At 74.9% G+C, this 18551-nt stretch carries 17 protein-coding genes; 12 read left to right on the forward strand and 5 right to left on the reverse strand.

Going from position 1 to position 18551, the window contains the following annotated elements:
* The first annotated feature begins 67 nt into the window (after nucleotides 1–67).
* The 7 genes from ACFY0O_RS23755 (at nucleotide 68) to ACFY0O_RS23785 (ending at nucleotide 5785) form a co-directional block, all read left to right on the forward strand.
* On the forward strand, nucleotides 68–322 hold the full coding sequence (locus tag ACFY0O_RS23755; protein ID WP_045951095.1) for an acyl carrier protein: 255 nt from the start codon (nucleotides 68–70) through the stop codon (nucleotides 320–322).
* Nucleotide 323: 1 nt separating this feature from the next.
* Nucleotides 324–803 (forward strand): SRPBCC family protein, encoded by a 480-nt coding sequence (locus ACFY0O_RS23760; protein ID WP_388949656.1) that lies wholly within the window; start codon nucleotides 324–326, stop codon nucleotides 801–803.
* 40 nt (nucleotides 804–843) lie between these two features.
* Nucleotides 844–1176, forward strand: a complete 333-nt coding sequence (locus ACFY0O_RS23765; RefSeq protein ID WP_358892112.1) for a TcmI family type II polyketide cyclase — start codon at nucleotides 844–846, stop codon at nucleotides 1174–1176.
* A 351-nt stretch (nucleotides 1177–1527) separates the two neighbouring features.
* Entirely contained in the window at nucleotides 1528–3597 is a 2070-nt protein-coding gene (locus ACFY0O_RS23770; RefSeq protein WP_388949659.1) for an RICIN domain-containing protein, read from the forward strand.
* 86 nt (nucleotides 3598–3683) lie between these two features.
* The gene (locus ACFY0O_RS23775) at nucleotides 3684–4328 is read left to right on the forward strand and encodes a hypothetical protein (RefSeq protein ID WP_388949663.1); all 645 of its coding nucleotides are present in this window, start codon (nucleotides 3684–3686) and stop codon (nucleotides 4326–4328) included.
* A gap of 96 nt (nucleotides 4329–4424) precedes the next feature.
* Nucleotides 4425–4934 (forward strand): DUF664 domain-containing protein, encoded by a 510-nt coding sequence (locus ACFY0O_RS23780; RefSeq protein ID WP_388949665.1) that lies wholly within the window; start codon nucleotides 4425–4427, stop codon nucleotides 4932–4934.
* A gap of 110 nt (nucleotides 4935–5044) precedes the next feature.
* Entirely contained in the window at nucleotides 5045–5785 is a 741-nt protein-coding gene (locus ACFY0O_RS23785; protein WP_388949668.1) for an SDR family NAD(P)-dependent oxidoreductase, read from the forward strand.
* A gap of 13 nt (nucleotides 5786–5798) precedes the next feature.
* On the opposite strand, the gene ACFY0O_RS23790 is transcribed toward ACFY0O_RS23785, so the two are convergent.
* From ACFY0O_RS23790 to ACFY0O_RS23800, 3 genes are read right to left on the reverse strand one after another with little or no spacing between them, the layout of a single operon-like run.
* Nucleotides 5799–6626: a hypothetical protein gene (locus tag ACFY0O_RS23790; RefSeq protein ID WP_388949671.1), complete on the reverse strand. Its 828-nt coding sequence runs from the start codon at nucleotides 6624–6626 to the stop codon at nucleotides 5799–5801.
* A complete protein-coding gene (locus ACFY0O_RS23795; RefSeq protein ID WP_388949674.1) occupies nucleotides 6623–7276 on the reverse strand; it encodes a response regulator in 654 nt (217 codons plus the stop codon). Before ACFY0O_RS23795 ends, ACFY0O_RS23790 begins: the two co-directional genes overlap by 4 nt.
* Nucleotides 7264–8535, reverse strand: coding sequence for a histidine kinase (locus ACFY0O_RS23800; RefSeq protein ID WP_388949677.1), 1272 nt, complete (start codon nucleotides 8533–8535; stop codon nucleotides 7264–7266). Before ACFY0O_RS23800 ends, ACFY0O_RS23795 begins: the two co-directional genes overlap by 13 nt.
* A 177-nt stretch (nucleotides 8536–8712) precedes the next feature.
* Between ACFY0O_RS23800 and ACFY0O_RS23805 the strand changes: the two genes are divergently transcribed.
* Nucleotides 8713–9168 carry a hypothetical protein gene (locus tag ACFY0O_RS23805; protein ID WP_388949680.1) on the forward strand — a complete coding sequence of 152 codons (456 nt, stop codon included), beginning with the start codon at nucleotides 8713–8715 and terminating at the stop codon, nucleotides 9166–9168.
* Between the two features lie 18 nt (nucleotides 9169–9186).
* Here the strand turns inward: ACFY0O_RS23805 and ACFY0O_RS23810 are convergent, their stop codons facing one another.
* Nucleotides 9187–9597, reverse strand: a complete 411-nt coding sequence (locus ACFY0O_RS23810; RefSeq protein ID WP_042815907.1) for an organic hydroperoxide resistance protein — start codon at nucleotides 9595–9597, stop codon at nucleotides 9187–9189.
* A gap of 120 nt (nucleotides 9598–9717) precedes the next feature.
* Here ACFY0O_RS23810 and ACFY0O_RS23815 point away from each other — a divergent pair, with 120 nt between their 5' ends.
* Nucleotides 9718–10212 (forward strand): MarR family winged helix-turn-helix transcriptional regulator, encoded by a 495-nt coding sequence (locus tag ACFY0O_RS23815; RefSeq protein WP_388949684.1) that lies wholly within the window; start codon nucleotides 9718–9720, stop codon nucleotides 10210–10212.
* 117 nt (nucleotides 10213–10329) lie between these two features.
* Here the strand turns inward: ACFY0O_RS23815 and ACFY0O_RS23820 are convergent, their stop codons facing one another.
* Nucleotides 10330–10776, reverse strand: a complete 447-nt coding sequence (locus ACFY0O_RS23820) for a MarR family winged helix-turn-helix transcriptional regulator (RefSeq protein WP_388949686.1) — start codon at nucleotides 10774–10776, stop codon at nucleotides 10330–10332.
* 162 nt (nucleotides 10777–10938) lie between these two features.
* Here ACFY0O_RS23820 and ACFY0O_RS23825 point away from each other — a divergent pair, with 162 nt between their 5' ends.
* The 3 genes from ACFY0O_RS23825 to ACFY0O_RS23835 all read left to right on the forward strand — a co-directional run bounded on the left by ACFY0O_RS23825 (nucleotide 10939) and on the right by ACFY0O_RS23835 (nucleotide 18487).
* Nucleotides 10939–12441 carry an MFS transporter gene (locus ACFY0O_RS23825; RefSeq protein ID WP_388949690.1) on the forward strand — a complete coding sequence of 501 codons (1503 nt, stop codon included), beginning with the start codon at nucleotides 10939–10941 and terminating at the stop codon, nucleotides 12439–12441.
* Nucleotides 12442–12659: 218 nt separating this feature from the next.
* Nucleotides 12660–13520 carry a DUF4132 domain-containing protein gene (locus ACFY0O_RS23830; protein ID WP_388949692.1) on the forward strand — a complete coding sequence of 287 codons (861 nt, stop codon included), beginning with the start codon at nucleotides 12660–12662 and terminating at the stop codon, nucleotides 13518–13520.
* On the forward strand, nucleotides 13517–18487 hold the full coding sequence (locus ACFY0O_RS23835) for a DNA-binding protein (protein WP_388949694.1): 4971 nt from the start codon (nucleotides 13517–13519) through the stop codon (nucleotides 18485–18487). The genes ACFY0O_RS23830 and ACFY0O_RS23835 overlap by 4 nt, the downstream gene beginning before the upstream one ends.
* Nucleotides 18488–18551: the final 64 nt, after the last annotated feature.

Raw genomic sequence — 18551 nt, forward strand, 5'->3', positions numbered from 1 at the left:
GTACGCGGTTCGTCAGGGCCGTGCGGGCGACCGGCCGGCCGCCCGGAAGCAGGAGAGAGAAGGCACGATGTCCGACCGACTGACCATGGAAGAGCTGGCGGCGCTCATGAAGAGCGCCGGCATCACCGTCGACCCCGCCGAGCTGACGAGCCGTCCGGACTCGCGGTTCGACGACTACGGCCTGGATTCGCTGGGCCTGCTCGGGATCGTGGGCGAGCTGGAGAACCGGCGCGGCCGGGCGCTGCCCACGGACGCCGACCGCTGCAAGAGCCCGCGCGAGTTCGTCGACCTCGTCAACAACAGCCTCATGACAGGAGCCTGAGATGCCCGGCCACACCGACAACGAGATCACCGTCAAAGCGCCCGTCGACGTCGTCTGGGACGTCACGAACGACCTGCCGAACTGGCCCGAGCTGTTCAGCGAGTACGCCTCCGTCGAGATCCTGGAGCAGGCGGGGAACACCACCCGGTTCCGCCTGGCCATGCACCCCGACGAGAACGGGATCGTGTGGAGCTGGGTCTCGGAGCGGACGGTGGACCGCGCGGGCCTCACGGTGAAGGCGCGCCGGGTGGAGACCGGCCCGTTCGCGCACATGAACATCCACTGGGAGTACGGCGAGGTGCCGGGCGGCACCCGGATGCGGTGGGTCCAGGACTTCGCGATGAAGCCGGACGCGCCGCTCGACGACGCGGGGATGACCGACCGCATCAACCACAACTCCAAGATCCAGATGGAGCTGATCCGGGACAAGATCGAGCGGGCGCACCGGGCGAAGGCCGCGTCCCCCGCGGGCCGCGGTTGAGCCCCCTCCCCTCCCCCGTCCCACCCGAAAGGCGACCCCGATGCACCAAGCCCTCATCGTGGCCCGGATGGCGCCCGGTTCCGCGCCCGACATCGCCGGCCTGTTCGCCGCCTCGGACGCCGGCGAGCTGCCGCACCTGGTCGGGGTCCGGCGGCGCAGCCTCTTCCAGTTCGGGGAGGTGTACATGCACCTGGTGGAGTGCGACACCGATCCCGGTCCGGCCATCGCGAAGGTCGTCGGGCACCCGGAGTTCCGTGACCTGAGCGACCGGCTCCAGGCGTACGTCAGCCCGCACGACCCGGAGACCTGGCGCGGCCCCCAGGACGCCATGGCCCACCGGTTCTACCTCTGGGAGCGGGACGCCGCGCGGTAGTCCGTAGGGGTGCCCAAGCCTGCGCCGCTCCGCCGGGCGGCCTGGGCACCCACGGCCTGTGACGGGGGGAATTCGGCAGGTAGTTTTTGAATGAATACCTGACTGAATTGCCGTCAACAAGGTTCCGCCTCTTATCTCGATTTGATAACAACCTCCCTTTATTGGCCTGGACCTTTATCACGCGACGCGCGTAACTCCCCTGATTTCAAAGCAACTTGACAGTTCATCAAATCGGGCTCGAAGGTAACGGATAGATTTCCCGGGCCCGGCTCCCGTTTGTCCGAATTCTCCACGGCGCCCATCTGGCACGCTTCTGCGCACCCACTCCCCTGACCAGGACTTGAGGTGCGCATGACAGCACGACCCAAGGGCCGGCGCCGCCGGGCCGACCAGCGCCGCACACCGCGCAAGTTGATACTCCTGACCGCCGCGGCCGCGTCGGCGGCGCTGCTCGCGGGCGGTCTGGCGTACTCCCGACTCGCCCCCGACGCCGGGGCGAGCACCCCCGCACTGGCCGGAGCCCCGGCCGCAGCCGCGGAGCCGGCCGCCGCACCGGCCCGCGACCAGGAGCCGGCCCCCCTCGCGAAGAAGCCCGCGAACGAGGACGCCAAGGGCATGGTCTACGACGGCCTCGACACCGCCCCCAAGGGCGACCGCTGCGCCGGCGTCTACCGCACCGAGGCCGGCCTGTGCACCCACGGCCCCGACGCCCCGCCCAAGGACGTCGACATCAAGGCCGACGTCGAACCCGTGGTCAAGGCCAAGGCAGCGGCGGCCGATCCGGCCTCCCCCGCCTCCGCCGACCCGGCCGCCACGGACGGCGGCGGGCGTCCTCAGGACGCGCCCGCCGCCGACGCCCGCAGCCTGGCGCCGAGCGCCAAGGCCCCGGCCGCGCCGTCCGGCGGCCAGACCGTCGCCACCGGCCCGGCCGGACAGACGGTCCCGTGCGACGGCGACGGCAGCACCGGCAACCGCGTCCAGGTCGTCTACGCGCACGGCCCCGGCCGCGACCGCTACGCCGAGTACGCGGCCTCGTTCCGCAAGTGGGCGGTGGACGCCGACCTCATCTACGCGGCCAGCGCCAAGGAGACCGGCGGCATCCGCCACATCCGCTACGTGACGGCCGCCGACTGCACCCCGTCGGTGCTGGACATCGAGCTCCCGGACTCCGCCCTCGCCGAGTTCAGCGCCACCAACAACGCGCTGGCCGGCAAGGGGCTCAACCGCCGCGACCGCAAGTACATGATCTTCGCGGACACCCAGGTCTACTGCGGCATCGGCACCTTCAACGGGGACGAGCGCCACGGCCAGGACAACCTGAGCAACTTCGGCCCCTCCTACGGCCGTACCGACTCGGGCTGCTGGGGCGGCCACACCGCCGCACACGAACTCGGCCACAACCTGGGCGCGGTCAACAACAGCGCGCCCAACACCAGCCGCGGCGCGCACTGCACGGACGAATACGACGTCATGTGCTACTCGGACACGCCCTACTACCCGCAGATGCGCTACGTCTGCAACAACCAGGCGAAGGAGAACATCCTCGACTGCAACCACGACGACTACTTCCACACCAACCCGCAGCCGGGCAGCTACCTCGCCACGCACTGGAACATCGCCGACAACCAGTTCCTGATGCGGACGGAGGGCGGGGGCGGCACCGACCCGAACCCCGGCCCCTCCCCGAAGCCGACGCCCACCCCGTCGCCCACCAAGAAGCCCTCGGGGGCGCCGACGGTGACGGCCGGCCAGATCCAGGCGGACTCGGTGGTGCTGAGCTGGCCCAAGGCCGACGGCGCCGTCTGGTACCAGGTGCTGCTCAACGACAAGCACCTGACCTGGGTCCAGTCCACCTCCCTGCGCGTCTACAACCTCCGCCCCGGCACCGCGTACACGGCGGCCGTCTCGGTCCGCGACGCCTCCGGCCGTGACAGCGGCCCCGGCAAGGCCGCCTCCTTCCGCACCGCCGACTCCGGCGGCGGCGCCACGACCACCCCCGGCACCCGCTACGTGCTCGGCAACGGCAGCAGCGGCATGGCCGCCGAGCTGTGGGGCGGCCGCACCGCCGACGGGACGGTCCTGGTCGGCGGCCGGTCCAACGGCTACGCGCAGCAGCAGTGGTACTTCGACGACGCCGGCGAGGGCCTGGTGCGGATCCGCTCCGCGGTCTCCGGCAAGTGCCTGCAGCCCGGCGGCGCCCCGGCCGCGGGGATGTGGATCGCGCAGCAGCCCTGCTCCGGCGGCTCGGCAGCCCAGCGGTGGAAGGTCTCCTCGCGCGACGGCGCGGTGACCGTGTCCGACCCGAGCGGCGGCTTCGCCCTCGCGGTGAGCAACCGGCCCTACTACGGGGACTGGCTGCTCGAACTCCAGCGCGCGGACGGCCGTCCGGCGCAGGTCTGGACGGCCCGCAAGGCCGCCTGACCCCGACGACCGGCGGGCGGCCCTACTCCCCTAGGGCCGCCCGCCCCCGTGTACCCCCTCCCGCACTCCACCTCATCTGGAGCACCGTGAGCACTGCGAGCACCGCCCCGGCCCGTATCCGGCGCGCCGCCCTGCCGCCCCTGACCGCGCCCGCCCTCACCGCGCTGGCCCTGACCGCCGTCGCCGTCGTCGTCACGGCCGGGCCCGCCCAGGCGCACGGCGACACCCTGAACGTGGTGATCACCGGCCAGGCGGCCGGACACGTCACCGCCGACGTCACCTGGGAGAACGACGGGGACGCCGTCGAGGAGGCCGTGGCCGCCACCGTGAACGCCGTCAGCGCCGACGGCACCCGTACCGAGGGCCCCTGGAAGCTGGTGCGCGATCCCGGCCGCGCGGCGGGCTGGACCACCGCCGAGACGCTCCCGGCCGGGACCTGGACGGTCACCGTCGAGGCGGGCTTCCCCTCCCTGGGCCGTGCCCGCAAGGAGGTCGGCGTCCCGGTGACCGACCCGGCGCCGTCGACGGCCTCCCCCGCCCCGTCCTCCCCCGCCCCGGCCGTCCCCGCCCCGGCCCCGTCCGCCGCCTCCGCCCCTCCCCCGTCCACGGCATCGGCGGACCCGGCCCCGGGCGGCACGAACACCGGCTGGTGGACGACGGCCGGCGTGGCCGCGATCGCCCTGCTGGGCGCGGCCGCCGGGATCCTCCTGCGCCGCGCCCGCCGCCGCTGACCGAACTCCGGCGGAGTGTCGCCCCGCCCGGCCGGGCGGGGCCTTGCATGGTGGTTCCCGGCAGAGGATCGCTACGACCAAGGCTGGGGACGGCACATGAAGGCCACGGAGGTACTCGCGGACGGCTTCGGGCGGATCCGGGAGGTGGTCCACGAAACGGTCACAGGACTCACGGCCGAACGGCTCAACGCCCGCCCCGACCCGGAGGCCAACTCGATCGCCTGGCTCGTGTGGCACCTGACCCGGATCCAGGACGACCACGTGGCCGACGCCGCCGGCCAGGAACAGGTCTGGCGCTCCGCGGGCTGGGCCGGCCGCTTCGACCTGCCGCTGCCCGTCGCCGACCACGGCTACGGGCACACGGCCGAGCAGGCCGGCAGCGTCCGCGTCGACTCGCCCGAGCTGCTGCTGGGCTACTACGACGCGGTGCACGAGGCCTCCCTGCGCTACGTGCGCGGGCTGGCCGCCGCCGACCTGGAGCGGATCGTCGACGAGCGCTGGGACCCCCCGGTCACCCTGGGGGTCCGGCTGGTCAGCGTCCTGGCCGACGACCTCCAGCACGCGGGCCAGGCCGCGTACGTGCGGGGGCTGCTGGAGCGGGGCTGACCGAATGGTCCTCCATATTGCGGAAGATGTTTTCCGCCATGCGGTAGGTTGTCGATCTCCGGTGCGGCCAGCGCCCGCACCGCAGACCGACAGCTGGAGGAGAGAAGAAGATGAGCGAGAGTCGCGTCGCCCTGGTCACCGGTTCGTCCTCGGGGATCGGGGCCGCCGTCGCCGAGCGGCTGGCCGCCGAGGGGATACGCGTGGTCGTCAACTCCGCGCGCAGCCCTGAGGCCGGCAGAGCGCTCGCTGCGCGCCTCCCGGACGCCGTGTACGTGCAGGGGGACGTCTCCGACGCCGAGGACGCCCGGCGGATCGTGCGGGCCGCGATGGACGCCTACGGGCGGCTGGACGTCCTGGTCAACAACGCGGGCGTGACCCGCTTCATCCCGCTCGGCGACCTGGAGGCCGCGGACGCGGCCGCGTGGCGGGAGATCTTCGACGTCAATGTCATCGGGGCCTGGCAGATGATCACCGCGGCCGCCCCGCACCTGAAGGCGTCCGGAGCGGGGTCCGTCGTCAACATCTCCTCCGTGTCCGCGACCCGGGCGCTGGGGAGTTCGGTCCCGTACGCCGTCAGCAAGGCCGCCGTCAACCACATGACCCGGCTGCTCGCCTCGCAGCTGGGCCCGGCGGTCCGCGTGAACGCCGTGGCGCCCGGGCTGATCGACACGCCCTGGTACGAGGGGGTGGAGGAGGTGTGGGAGAGCTCCCGCGAGTGGATCACGGAGAACACCCCGCTGCGCCGGGTGGGTACGCCCCAGGACGTGGCGGAGGCGACGCTGTACCTGGTGAACGCCGCCTACACGACGGGGGACGTGCTCACGGTCGACGGCGGCCGGCACGTCGTCTGAGCGCGGCCGCCGCTCAGTGGGACGGGGTGCGGGCGACCGCGCTCGCGTGGCCGGCGTCCACGTCCAGGTCCAGGGTGCGGGCGGCCGCGGGATCGCGCAGGGCCTCATCGGCCTCGCAACGGCCCACACCCGCCCGGCAGCTGACGCGGTAGCGGGTGGCCGAGGGCAGGACGAGCTCCAGACGGCCGGCGCCGAGGCGGGCGGCGACGCGGTCCGGCGGGGCCGCGAAGGCCAGCCTCGCCGCGCCGGACCCGGCGCGGACGTCGGCCTGCGGGACGGCGAGGCCGGAGGCGTCCAGGGTGCCCGCGCCGACGCGGGCCCGCAGGGGGCCGCGCAGATCGGCGAGGACCAGGGCACCCGAGCCCATGTCGGCGTCGACGGTGCCCGCGAGGCCGCTGACGGTGACCCGGCCGGAGCCTCCCGAGACCCTGACCGGGATCCCGGCGGGGACGGTCACCGCGAGACGGACGGAGCAGCCGGTGCCGCCGGACACCCCGAGGTCCTCCCCGGGGCAGTGCGCGCTCAGCTTGAGGGTGTCGCCGAGCCAGCTCTCCTCGACGGACGGCTCCTTGAAGGTCCAGCGCAGGTCGGCCCGGTAGCCGACCTCCTGGTCGCCGCGCGGGGTGACGGTCACGTCCGCCCCGCCGCCGTCGACCTCCAGCGCGGTCACGGCCCGCCCCGCGCTGCCCCCGGTGGCGACGGTGCTCCGGGCTCCGACGTCCGCCCGCACCTGCCAGCCGGCCGCCGCCAGCACGAGGACGGCGCTCAGTGCCGCGGCCGTGTACCAGGCGAGGCGCCGGCCGCGCGGGGCAGCGCCGGCCGGGTCCGCGGGGCCGCTCACGCGGCGCCGTCCAGGAACCGCAGGACCGCGAGGACGCGCCGGTGGGCCTCGGCGGTCGGGGGCAGGTCGAGCTTGGCGAAGATGTTGTTGATGTGCTTGGCCACCGCGCTCTCGCTGACGACGAGCCCCTCCGCGATGCCCGCGTTGGAGCGGCCCTCGGCCATCAGGGCGAGGACCTCGCGCTCGCGCGGGGTGAGGCGTTCGAGGGGGTCCGGGCCGCCGCGGCGGAGCAGCAGCTGGGAGACGACCTGCGGGTCGAGGGCGGTGCCGCCGGCCGCGACGCGGCGCAGGGCGTCGATGAACTCCTCGACGTCGGCGACGCGCTGCTTGAGCAGGTAGCCGATGCCGGATCCGTTCTGGGAGGACAGCAGGTCGGCGGCGTAGCGCTCCTCCACGTACTGGGAGAGCAGCAGCACGGCCGTGCCCGGGCTCTGACTGCGGATCATCAGGGCGGCCCGGACGCCCTCGTCGGTGAATCCGGGGGGCATCCGGACGTCGACCAGGGCGAGGTCGGGCCGGTGCTCATCGACGGCGGCGAGCAGCCCTTCGGCGTCGCCGGTCTCGGCGGCCACCTCGAATCCGGCCATTTCGAGGACTTTGACAAGACCTATGCGCAGGAGGACGGAGTCCTCGGCGATCACAGCCCGCACGGCAGCTCCACGGTGACGACGGTCGGGCCCCCTTGGGGGCTGTTGATCAGGATGGTTCCGTCGACCGACCCTACGCGTTTGCGCAGGCCGGTCAGACCGGTGCCGCCGGCCGGGTCGGCGCCGCCGACCCCGTCGTCGGTGACGACGACGCGCAGCAGGTCGCCGCGGCGGCCGCCCGGGACCCGGGCGACGGTGACCGAACAGCGGCGGGCGCGGGCGTGCTTGGCGACGTTGGCGAGGGCCTCGGAGACGACGAAGTAGGCGACGGCCTCGACGGACGGGTCCGGCCGTTCGGCGAGGTCCACGGTGAGTTCGACGGGCAGCGGGGCGCGGGCGGCGATGCCGGAGAGCGCGGCGTCGAGGCCGCGGTCCTCCAGGACGGCGGGGTGCAGGCCCCGGACCAGGTTGCCGAGTTCCTCGATGGCCTCCTTCGCCTCGCGGTGGGCCTCGTCGATGACGGCCTTGGCCTCGGGCGGGAGGCCGGTGAGGGTGGCGCGGGCGATGCCGAGGTTCATGGCGAGGGAGACGAGGCGCTGTTGGGCGCCGTCGTGGAGGTCGCGTTCGATGCGGCGGCGTTCGATGTCGGCGGCGTCCAGCACCCCGGCGCGGCTCTCGGCGAGGTCCTCGACGCGCCGTTCGAGCTCGCGGGCCCGGTTGGGGCCGAGGAGGGAGGCCGCGGCGAGGGCGTCGAGCCGGGTCAGGGCCGCGGCCATCCAGGGTGCGGCGAGCAGCGCGAGGACGCCGCCCGCGGTGAGGAGGTCGTACTGGCGGGTCCAGCCGAAGTCGGGGAGTTCGCCGTCGGAGGGGAGTAGCCAGACCCAGCCGTAGGCGGAGGCGCAGGCCAGGCCGCCGGCCCAGGTGAGCACGAGGCAGGCGGCGCCGAGAGCGGCGAGCGGGCTGACGACGAGGTGGTAGACGTACTGGCGCCGGGTGGCGTCGGAGCGCAGCCGTTCGGCCAGTCCGCGTACGGTCCGCCAGGGGTGGGTGTGGACCACGGGCGGCACGTCGAGTCCGAGCAGCACCCGGAAGCGGCTGCGCTGGAGCCTGGTCAGCAGCGGGGCGAGCGCCAGGCAGAGCAGGAGCGGGAGGGCGGTGCCGCCGGGGGCGGCCACGGTCAGCAGGAGGAGCCCGGTGGCGACCGGGAGTGCGGGCGGGATCGCCGCGACGCCGAAGACCGTGTTGCGCCAGGCCCAGGCCGACCACGGGGTGTGCCCCGCGATCCAGGTGTACGAACGCTTCAGGGCGCCCCGAGTTGCCATAGCCGTACGGTAATCGCACAGGTCAGGGTGGCCGCCACCCCCCTGGTGCCCGGTGGGGGGTGTAGCTGGCACCACCCCCGGTTCGGACGGTGGGGCTACTGATCGTGAGGCCGTCGGCGGACACAGTGGTGGGGTGCCCGGCGGACGGACCGCCGGCCCGGAAGGAGACCCGCAGCCATGGCCCTCGCCGCACCGCAGTTCCAGGTCCGCCCTCCCGCCGCCGCCCTGCGCATGCCGGCCGGCCGGCTGCGGGCCGGGTGGGCGGGCCGGGGGCTGCCCCGCCTCGCGACGGTGTTCACGGGGTGCGGGATGGCGCTGCTGCCGTGGATGGCGGTGCTGGCGACGACGATGCCGCGGACGGCCGAGGTGTCCCACTGGTCCACCGCCTGGATAGGCCTCGACGCGATGCTCGCGGCCGGGCTGACGGGGACGGGGCTGCTGCTGCGCGCCGGCGATCCGCGGGCGGCTCCGGTGGCGGCGGCGACGGCGGCGCTGCTGGCGATGGACGCCTGGTTCGACGTCACCACCTCGCTGGGGACCGGCGAGCAGGGTCTGGCGCTGCTACTGGCGGCCGGGGCGGAGCTGCCGCTGGCGGTGGCCTGCGCGGTGGTGGCCGCGCGGCGCACCGCCTGAGCGGAGCGGGCGGAAGCGTTACTCGATGACGAGCTCGACGGGGATGTTGCCGCGGGTGGCCTTGGAGTACGGGCACACCTCGTGCGCCTGCTTGACGAGCAGGGCGCCGGTCTCGCCCTCCAGGGACTCGGGCAGTTCGATGCGCAGGGTCACGGCGAGGCCGAAGCCGCTCGCGTCCTGGCCGATGGACGTCTCGGCGGTGACGGAGATGTCGCCGGTGTCCACCTTGGCCTGACGGCCGACGAGGCCCAGCGCGCTGGCGAAGCAGGCGGCGTACCCGGCGGCGAAGAGCTGCTCGGGGTTGGTGCCCTGGCCGTTGCCGCCGAGCGCCGGGGGCATGGCGAGCGCGAGGTCGATCTGACCGTCGGAGCTGACGGCGCGGCCCTCGCGGCCGTTGGCGGTGGCGACGGCGGTGTACAGCGCGTCCATCGGGAGGTCCTTTCAGAGGGGCGGGGCGGCCGGTGGCCGACCCTCGACCACAAATAGAGCACACAATTCAGTTGTGCACAACTCAATCGCTCGCAAGGAGGCTCGGGTAGACTGGGGCCCATGACGGAGCAGCCCATGACCGAACCCGGCGACACCCTCCGCGACCAGGACTTCCTCCGCCTCGACGGGCAGATCTGCTTCGCGCTGGGCGCCGCGAACCGCGCGTTCGGCGGGCTCTACCGGGTCATCCTCAAGGACCTGGAGCTGACCTACCCCCAGTACCTGGTGATGCTGGTGCTCTGGGAGCACGGGACGATGCCGGTCAAGCAGCTGGGGCAGCACCTGCGGCTCGATTCGGGCACGCTCTCCCCCCTGCTCAAGCGCCTGGAGGCGGCCGGACTGGTCCGCCGCGAGCGCAGCACCGAGGACGAGCGCTCCGTGCACGCGGTGCTCACCACACAGGGCGCGGCCCTGCGGGAGCGCGCCGTGGAGGTGCCGCGCCGGATCGCGCGGGCCACCGGGTTCGAGCTGGCCGAGATCCGCGAGCTGCAGGAACGGCTGGGCCGGCTGACGGCCGCCCTCGACGCGGCCGTGGACTCCGTCGCCCAGGACTGACCGGCGCCCGGGCCGGCCCCGCGCGCCCTCAGACCTCCGGCCGGCGCGGGCGCCCTCGCAGGCCTCCGACCGGCCCCGCGCGCCCTCTCAGGCCTCCGACCGCCCCGGGGCGCCCTCTCAGGCCTCCGGCCGGCGCTCCATCGCCGGGCGCAGGCGCTCCAGCAGGGCGTAGAGGGTCGCGCCCTCCGCCTCGTCCAGGGTGTCCAGCGCCCCGTGCGTGGCCTGCATCTCCTCGCGCACCCGCCGCATGGTCTCGCGGCCCTCGTCGGTCGCCACGACGTTCTTGACCCGGCGGTCCCTGGGCTCGGGCTCCCGCCGCACCAGCCCGCGCGCCTCCAGCCGGTCCACGATCCCGGTGACGTTCGAGGCGTCACAGGCGAGCAGGGAGGCGAGGCCGCGCATGGGCACCGGTCCGTCCAGCTGGGCCAGGACCTTGGCCTGGGTGGAGGTCAGCCCGTACCGGGCGGCCGCGGCGGCGAAGTCCCGCCACTGGGCGGTGCCGATGGCGGCGAGCAGTTCCAGCAGTTCCAGCTTGGCGGGGCGGTGCGTCGCGGTGGTGCTCATGGCTCGGACCCTACTCGAGGATCGTTGACATTATCAACCTTTTACTTGACCACCTTAAGTATCTCTGGCTACCTTCGGGAGAAGTACTTGATGACATGAAACATCTGCGTCCTCAAACAACCCGACGCAGGACTCCGAAGCACTGAGAAGGTCCCCGCAGCCATGAGCTCCGCCGCATCCGCCCCCGCAGAAGGCAGGAACGGGAACGAGACGGTCATCGTCTTCGCCCTGAGCCTCGCCGCCATGGTCGTGTCGATGATGCAGACCCTGCCCGTACCGATCCTGGGCCTGATCCGCAACGACCTCGGCACCTCCACCGCCAACGTCAGCTGGGTGACCACCGCCACCCTGCTGTCCGCCGCCGTCTTCACCCCGCTGCTCGGCCGCTTCGGCGACCAGCACGGCAAGAAGCCCACCCTGGTGGCCGTCCTCGGCGTGATGGTCGCGGGCTCCGTGGTCGCGGCGCTCGCGAGCTCGCTGCCGCTGCTGATCCTGGGCCGCGTGCTCCAGGGCTCCGCCACCGCGATCTTCCCGCTGGCCCTCTCCGTCCTGCGCGAGGAGGTCCGCCCGCAGAAGCTGCCCGGCGCGATGGCGCTGGTCAGCGGCACCCTCGCGTTCGGCAGCGGCCTGGCGCTGGTCGCCACTGGCCTGCTCACCTCCGGTGAGGGCGCCGACTACCGCAACGCCTTCTGGATGGCCACCGGCTTCGCCACGCTGGCCCTGCTCGCCGTGGTCTTCCTGGTCCCGGCGACCCGTCACAAGACCGGCGGCCGCACCGACTTCCTCGGCGCGCTGACCCTCGGCATCGCCCTGCTGCTGCTCCTGCTGCCCATCTCCCAGGGCCACGAGTGGGGCTGGTCCTCCGCCCGCACCCTGGGCAGCTTCGCCGGCGCCGCCGTCATGACCGCCGTCTGGGTCCTGGTCGAGCGCAAGGTCGCCGAGCCGCTCGTCGACATGAAGATGTTCGTCCACCGCCCGGTGCTGATGGCCAACCTGGCCGGCATCCTCGTCGGGTTCGGCATGTTCGCGAACTTCCTCGGCGTCTCCTACCTGGTCCAGATGCCGCAGAAGCTCACCGGCTACGGCTTCGACGCCTCCATCCTGCGCGCCTCGGTCCAGTTCCTGCTCCCCGGCGCCATCGTCTCCCTGCTCGCCTCCCCCGTCGGCGGCCAGCTGGTGCGCCACCGCGGGCCGCGCCTGGCCCTCGCCCTCGCCGCCGCGCTCGGCGCCGTCGGCTTCGGGTGGCTGGCTCTCGACCACGGCCACACCGCCTCCGTCATCGGCGCGGGCGTCGTCGTCGGCGCGGCCGTCAGCTTCGGCTACGCGGCCATGCCCGCCGTGATCATGTCGAGCGTCCCGCACCACCAGAGCGGCATCGCCAACGGCATCAACTCCATCTCCCGCTCCACCGGCAGCGCGATCGGCAGCGCCATCGTCACCACGATCCTGGCGTCCAAGACGATCGAGCACCTCCCCAAGGGAGTTCCGCCGCTGCCCGCCGAGTCCGGGTTCACCCTCACCTTCTGGATCGGCGCCGCCGCGTTCGCCCTGGTAGCCGTCATCAGCTGGCTGGGACTGCGCTCCGGCCACGGCCCGCGCGTCGTCGGAGCGAGTGCCTCGAACACCGCCCCGCAGAAGGCCGCGGAGACCGCTTCCGCCCGCTGATCCCCGTACGCCCCACCCACTGCCCCCGGTCCCCCGCGGACCGGGGGCAGTGGTGTGCCCGAGCCCGCGACGGACCCGTGCGCGGGCTCGCGCCCACCCGCGGCGAGGCGTTGTCAGTGGGGCTCGCTAGTCTCCCGACATACCGCAGCCCGGCAGGCGTTGGAGCCTTGCTCCGTGCTGCGCAAGACGGTTTTCAGACAGGCGGAGGGGCACGGCTGATGGCTTGGCTGGCGTTGCAGGACGAGGGGTACGAGGTCTCCCTCGTGGAGGGGCGGGTCGCCGTACGGCGTCCCACGGGACGGCAGTTGAAGACGCTGCCCAAGGCCCTGCGGGACCATCCCGAGGTGGACCGGTTGCGCCGCCTCGCCGAGTGGCTCGACCGCCACGAGGCCGCCTGCGCGGCCCGGGTCGACGGCTGGATGGTCTCCTCGCTGCCGGTCCCGACCGCCCTGCTGGCCCGGGTCTGGCGCGACGAGGCCTGGCGCGGCGCCCTGCGCGACCTGGCCGTCGTCGGCGACGACGACCCCGACGAGGTGGGCTTCCTGCGCGACGCCACCGACGCGGGCGAGCTCAAGGTGGTCAACCTCGACGGCGAAACCGTACGCCTCTCCCCGCGCACGGTGACCCTGCCGCACCCGGTGCTGCTGCCCGACCTGGACGACGTCCGGGAGTTCGCGGCCGACCTGGACATCACCCAGCGCGTGGAGCAGATCCACCGGGCGACCTGGACCAGGCCCGAGGACGTGAAGGCCTCCGCCACCGAGGTACGGGACTACGCGGGCGGGAAGTTCCCCTCCCGGTTCAGCCTCGCGGCCCGCGCCACGGGCCTCGGCTACCGGGTCTCCGGCGGATACGCCACCAGCCGGGTCCGGGACGGCGGGCGGACGGTGGAGGCCGCCGTGTGGATCGGCGAGCCCTACTGGGAGGACGAGTCGGAGACCGGCGCCCTGAGCTGGCACGACGAGGAGGGCCGGGCCGTACGGCTCGGCGAGGTCGGACCGGTGGCCTGGTCCGAGGGGATGCGGATGGCCGCGGCGCTGTACGCCGGGCGCAAGATCGAGGAGGGCGGGAACGCATGAGCACCGAGACCACCGACGCACAGGCCGGGACGGACCCGGACGCCGCCACCCGTACCGCGAGCGCCGAACTCCTCGCCGCCGGCGCGGTCCTGCCCGGGGACACCTCGGACGCGGGCCCCGGCGCCGTGCCGCTGACCGCCCGGACGTACCGTCACCCGGCGCTCGGGGACGAGCGGGTCGTCGTCCGGCTGGCCGCTGCCGAACTGGGCGCCGCCGAGGACCTCGCCGCGGGCTTCCTGGGCCTGGTGCCGGACGGCGAGCCCGCCGTCGTCGGCCTCGGCCGCCGGCAGGCGCTCGGCTTCCCCGAGTGGGTCCTCGTGCACCACCCCGGGGACGGGCACCACGCGCTCGCCCTGGTCCCGGAGCTGGACCGGCTGGCCCGACAGGCGAAGACCAAGCCCAAGGCCGCCCTCGACGCCTGCACCGAGATCTGCGAACGGCTCGCCGCCTCCCTGCCCCACTTCCTGCCCGTCTTCCAGGAGCAGGCCGCCCGCGTCTTCCTCGCCGTCGAGAACACCACGTACGCCGCCCAGCTGTTCGGCCGGGCCCGCGCCGCCGAGGCCCGCTACGGCCTGGCCGTGGACGAGGACCGCCTCGACGCCGTGTTCCTCGAGTTCGCCCTGGCCGGCGCCCTTCCGGTGAAGGTGCTCACCGGCTACGGCAAGGAGCTCGCCCAGCGGGTCTCCCCCGCCGAGGCCCTCACCCGCTTCCGCCGCCTGTGCGTCCGCCGCACCGCGGGCGGCCTCCCGCCGTCCGCGCAGGCCACGACCGAGCTGCGGCGCCTGGCCCGCGCGGCCGGGCTGAGCGGGAACCTGCCCGAGCAGGAGTACCTCGCCGAACTGCTGCCCCTGCCCGCCACCCTGCGCGCGGCGGCCGGCTGGTGGAAGTCCCACCGCGCCGCGCTCATCGCGCTGGCCAAGCGGGTGCCCTCCGTACGCGGCACCCTGCTCGGGATGGTGCCGGGCGGCAGCGGCGAGGCGGGCGAGCTGTCCGCCCTGTGGCTGGAGGTGCTGGAGGAGTCCGGGGCCACCGCCGGACTGGCCGACGCCTCCCTGCCCGACGCGGAGCGCTCCCCCGACGGCACCGCGGGCTGGCTGGAGCGCTTCCACACCGCCCGCTACGGCGGCTGGGGCCGTCCGCCCGCCCTCCCGGCCCTCCTCGACCTCGTGGCCCGCTGCGCCGGGCCGCTGCGGGAGGAACTCGCCCGGCCGGGACGGGAACAGGGGCTGCGCCTGGGCCTGCAGGACGTCAACCTGCTCGACCTGCTGCTCTCCCTGGGCCTGCCCGTGGCGGATCCGGGGGACGACGCGCGGACCGTCCTCGGCCTGGAGGAGTGGAACAGCTCGCCCGACCCCCGCGACCTGGCGGCCCTGTGCGCCGACGAACGGCTGCGCCCCGCCTTCTTCCGCACCCTCGACCGGTTCAACGGCCACATGTCGAACGGCCGTGAGACCGTGCGGCGGCTGGCCGTGACGGCGGGCAGCAGCCCGCTGATCGCCGAGTGGGTCCGCCGGGTGGCCGCCGAGTCCACGGCGACGGCCCTGCCCGACCTGCCCGAGGCGATCCGGCGGCTGACCTGGCTGCCCTCCGAGGCTCTGGCGCTGGCCCCGGCCGAGGTGGCCGCGGCCGCCGCCGCCGACCTCGACGAGGTCCTCGCGCGCACCCTGCGCGGCGGCATGTTCGAGGAACTGGTCTGGCCCGCCTGGGAGGAGGCCGTCCGCGCGCTGACGCCCGGCCGCGGCCGGGGCACTCTCACCGTGATGGACGCCTGGCCGTACGTCATCGTCGCCAACTCCACCCAGGTGCGGGTCATCGACGCGGACTCCACCGTCGTCACCCACGATCTGCGGGTCCCCCCGAGCAGCGGCCGCCAGCTCGGCTTCCACTACACCGACGGCGACCTGCTCGTCTTCTGGGCCTCCTACAACGGCCCCGTCGAGGGCTACTGGCTGAGCGCCCCCGACGACGTGCTCACCCTCGACTCCTCCGCCACCTACTGGTCGATGCGCTCCGGGCACGTCTCCCTGCCCCTGCCCGGCGGCGGCCGCACCACCGGCGCCGGCGTGCTGCGCCGCGGCGACAGCCTGGTCCCGGCCGAGCGGCCCGTCATCAGCGACGGGACCTCCCACTGGACGTGGGACCCCGACCGCGACTCCGGCGGTCCGGGCTGGACCGAGTACGACCCGGCCACCGGGGCCACGGGCCGACGTTCGATGCCGGGCTTCCTCGCCGACGCCCTCGCCGGGCACCCCGGCGGCAGCACCCTGCCCGACGCCATCGGACAGAACTGGCTGCGTCCCGCGCCCGCCGTCGAGGGCTCGGTGCTCGGCGCGCCCGCGGACGGGCTGCTGGGCTGGCGCGCCGTGCGCGTGCCCGGGCAGGGCTGGCACGGCTCCGACCCGGCCGGCGGCCGGGTATCCGTCCCCGAGGGCTCCGCCAGGCCCGACGCCGCGGTCCGGCTGCCCGGTGACGAGCGGCCCCGCGCCGTCACCAGCGACTGGCGCGCCCTGGCCCTGACCGACCCCGAGGGGGCCGTCACCGCCCGGACCACCTGCCCGCACCACGGCGCCCCGCACGCCGCCGGCGACGCGGAACTCCCGCCGCTCGCCTACTGGTACTGCCTGCGCCCCCGCGACCCCGAGGGATCGGCGGCACTGCGCGCGCTGGACGCCCCGGCCGCCGGAGCGCTGCTGAAGGCCGCCGCCGAGGCGGAGCGGCGTGAGGACCTGCCCGCGCTGGTCCGCGAGGCCCTGCCCGCGCTCGGCTCGCCCGTGCTCATCGGCGGGGTGGTCGACGTGCTCCGCGCCGCGCTGGTCCAGCGCAAGGCCCTGGCCAGGGTCGCGGAGTCCCTCGCCGGGCGCCGGGCGGCCCACCCGAAGCCGGCCGTGGAACGCGGTCCCGCCGACCAGCTGCTCGACGCCTCCCTGCACGGGCTGACCGGCAACCCCTACCACCGCTACTACGGCGGGAACACGGACGCCACGTCCGCCTTCCTGCGGGCGCTCGGCACGGCCGCCGCCGACACCGCCGCCGAGCCGGTCCCCGGCCGGCTGCACGTGGACGTGCCGCCGCTCGCGCAGTCCTCGTTCCCCTGGGCCGGACTGTTCCTTGAAGCGCCCGCCGCGGCCGCCTACCGTGCGGTCGCCACCGGCACCACCGGCGAGCAGCGGGAGGCGCTGTGCCGGGTGCTGGCCCAGGTGGACGCCCTGGGCCTGGCCTCGGCCGAGACCTCCGCCGCGAGCTGGCGGCGGCTGACGGTGCGGATCGACACCGCCCACCTGCTCGGCGCCGACGGCCGGGAGCGCGGCCGCGGCGGCCGGCACCGGGCGGTCGTGCCGCTGGGCGGCGGGGCGCTGCTCGCCCTGAACGAGCAGACCGAGGAGTACCCCCGGGGCCGGCAGTTCGACGCCTTCCTGCACGACCCGGCCGGCACCTTCGCCGTGCCCGCGCCCTACACCCCGGCCGCGGCGGCGGTGCCGGTCGGCGACCCCGGGCGGGGGGCGGGCTGGCTGACGGCCTTCCTCAAGGAGGCCGCCGAGCGCGGTCCGGCGCCCTGGTTCCCGGCGGCGGCCGAGGAGTTCGGCCGGCTGACCGGCGTGTCGGCCGCCATGGCCGCCCTGGTCGTCGCGGGACTGCCGTACCTGGAGACGTACGAGCGCGGCTTCCTCCCCGCCGAACTGCGCACGGTCCTCGGGGTCAAGGCCACCGAGGCCGCGCACGCCCGCGACGACCTCAAGGCACTCTCCCCGCAGGTGCGGCGCGAGCTGGTCGCGGCGCTGCTGCCCGCCGACCCGGCCCGGCTGTGGACGGACGGCCCGGACGCCGAGGCCGCCGCGCTCGTGTGGAACCGGCGCGCGGGCCGCCGTACGCCGGTACCCGAGTGGCTGCTCGCCGAGGCCGGCAAGGAGGTCCGCGGGGCCTGGGCCGCGCACCGGGCGCTGCCCGCGCTGCTGGACGCGGCGGCGTCCCCGGAGCTGTCCGCCGACACGGCCTGGGCCGTGAAGGGCGACCGGGCCGAGCCCGTGGTCCCGGGCGGGCGCCCCTTCGACGCCGGGGTGCTCACCTCCGCGGTGGGCTTCGCGGCCTGGCTCGCGCACCGGCTGCCCGCCGGGCACCCCGTACGGTCCTGCCTGCCGCCGGTGCTCACAGCGGTGCGGCAGCGGCTGGCCTCGCCGGAGCTGCTGCTGGCCGTGGGGCACTACGTGGACCTGGCCGGCTTCCGCAAGGCGGCCGGCACCCCGACCGAGACCGCGGCCGGCTACGAGCGGTACGGCGCGGTGGTGCTGGCCACCCAGGACGGCCGCCCGCTGCCCGCGCTGCGCACGGCGCTGCTGGACTCGACCGGGTCGGACCCGTACCTGCCGCTGCTGCGCGGCACCGAGCAGCTGCCCGGCGCGACGGAGACGGCGCTGCGACTGGCCCACGACCCGGGGTTCGCCGCGCTGCTCGCCGACCCGGGGGCGCCGGTGGCGGGCGCGGTGGACGCGGAGGGCGCCTGGTGGCCGCAGGACCCGGGCCGCAGCGTGCCGGAGCTGGTGGCGGAGGTGTCCGCGCGGTACGGGCTGGGGGCGGACGCGGCCACGCTGTACCTGGCGCTGCTCGCGATGCCCGACCCGACCGACCGCAACACGGCGCGCTGGACGGGCTGGAAGCCGGCCCGGCTCAAGGCGGCCCGCGCGGAGCTGGCCACCACGGAGCTGGTCGTCACGGCAACCCGGGCCCGGGCCGGGCGCTCCCTGTTCCTGCCCGGCCCGTGGGCCGAGCCGGCCGCGCCCGCGCTGCCGGTCGAGCAGTGGAAGCTGCCGATGTACGCCCTGGCTCCGGCCGGCCGCCCGGTGCTGGGCACGCTGGTGCCCGCCGAGCCGGCCGCGGAGCTGTACCGCCGGGCGTGGGCGCGGGTCCGCGAGGGCGACGTGCCGCGCTTCGAGGAGCTCAAGGTGAAGCGCACCGCCGGCCGGCGGCGCTGAGCCCCGCCGGGCGACCGGCTCCGGCGGGGGCGCGGCCCGACGGCCCGTGCCCCCGCCACCTCCT

Source organism: Streptomyces sp. NPDC001594 (genome assembly GCF_042893675.1).
GTDB lineage: Bacteria > Actinomycetota > Actinomycetes > Streptomycetales > Streptomycetaceae > Streptomyces.

What these genes read in the sequence shown, in the direction of transcription:
- ACFY0O_RS23755 (WP_045951095.1), top strand. Translation starts at nt 68, where the DNA reads ATGTCCGACCGACTGACCATGGAAGAGCTGGCGGCGCTCATGAAGAGC.
- ACFY0O_RS23760 (WP_388949656.1), top strand. Translation starts at nt 324, where the DNA reads ATGCCCGGCCACACCGACAACGAGATCACCGTCAAAGCGCCCGTCGAC.
- ACFY0O_RS23765 (WP_358892112.1), top strand. Translation starts at nt 844, where the DNA reads ATGCACCAAGCCCTCATCGTGGCCCGGATGGCGCCCGGTTCCGCGCCC.
- ACFY0O_RS23770 (WP_388949659.1), top strand. Translation starts at nt 1,528, where the DNA reads ATGACAGCACGACCCAAGGGCCGGCGCCGCCGGGCCGACCAGCGCCGC.
- ACFY0O_RS23780 (WP_388949665.1), top strand. Translation starts at nt 4,425, where the DNA reads ATGAAGGCCACGGAGGTACTCGCGGACGGCTTCGGGCGGATCCGGGAG.
- ACFY0O_RS23785 (WP_388949668.1), top strand. Translation starts at nt 5,045, where the DNA reads ATGAGCGAGAGTCGCGTCGCCCTGGTCACCGGTTCGTCCTCGGGGATC.
- ACFY0O_RS23800 (WP_388949677.1), bottom strand. Translation starts at nt 8,535, where the DNA reads ATGGCAACTCGGGGCGCCCTGAAGCGTTCGTACACCTGGATCGCGGGG.
- ACFY0O_RS23805 (WP_388949680.1), top strand. Translation starts at nt 8,713, where the DNA reads ATGGCCCTCGCCGCACCGCAGTTCCAGGTCCGCCCTCCCGCCGCCGCC.
- ACFY0O_RS23810 (WP_042815907.1), bottom strand. Translation starts at nt 9,597, where the DNA reads ATGGACGCGCTGTACACCGCCGTCGCCACCGCCAACGGCCGCGAGGGC.
- ACFY0O_RS23815 (WP_388949684.1), top strand. Translation starts at nt 9,718, where the DNA reads ATGACGGAGCAGCCCATGACCGAACCCGGCGACACCCTCCGCGACCAG.
- ACFY0O_RS23820 (WP_388949686.1), bottom strand. Translation starts at nt 10,776, where the DNA reads ATGAGCACCACCGCGACGCACCGCCCCGCCAAGCTGGAACTGCTGGAA.
- ACFY0O_RS23825 (WP_388949690.1), top strand. Translation starts at nt 10,939, where the DNA reads ATGAGCTCCGCCGCATCCGCCCCCGCAGAAGGCAGGAACGGGAACGAG.
- ACFY0O_RS23830 (WP_388949692.1), top strand. Translation starts at nt 12,660, where the DNA reads ATGGCTTGGCTGGCGTTGCAGGACGAGGGGTACGAGGTCTCCCTCGTG.
- ACFY0O_RS23835 (WP_388949694.1), top strand. Translation starts at nt 13,517, where the DNA reads ATGAGCACCGAGACCACCGACGCACAGGCCGGGACGGACCCGGACGCC.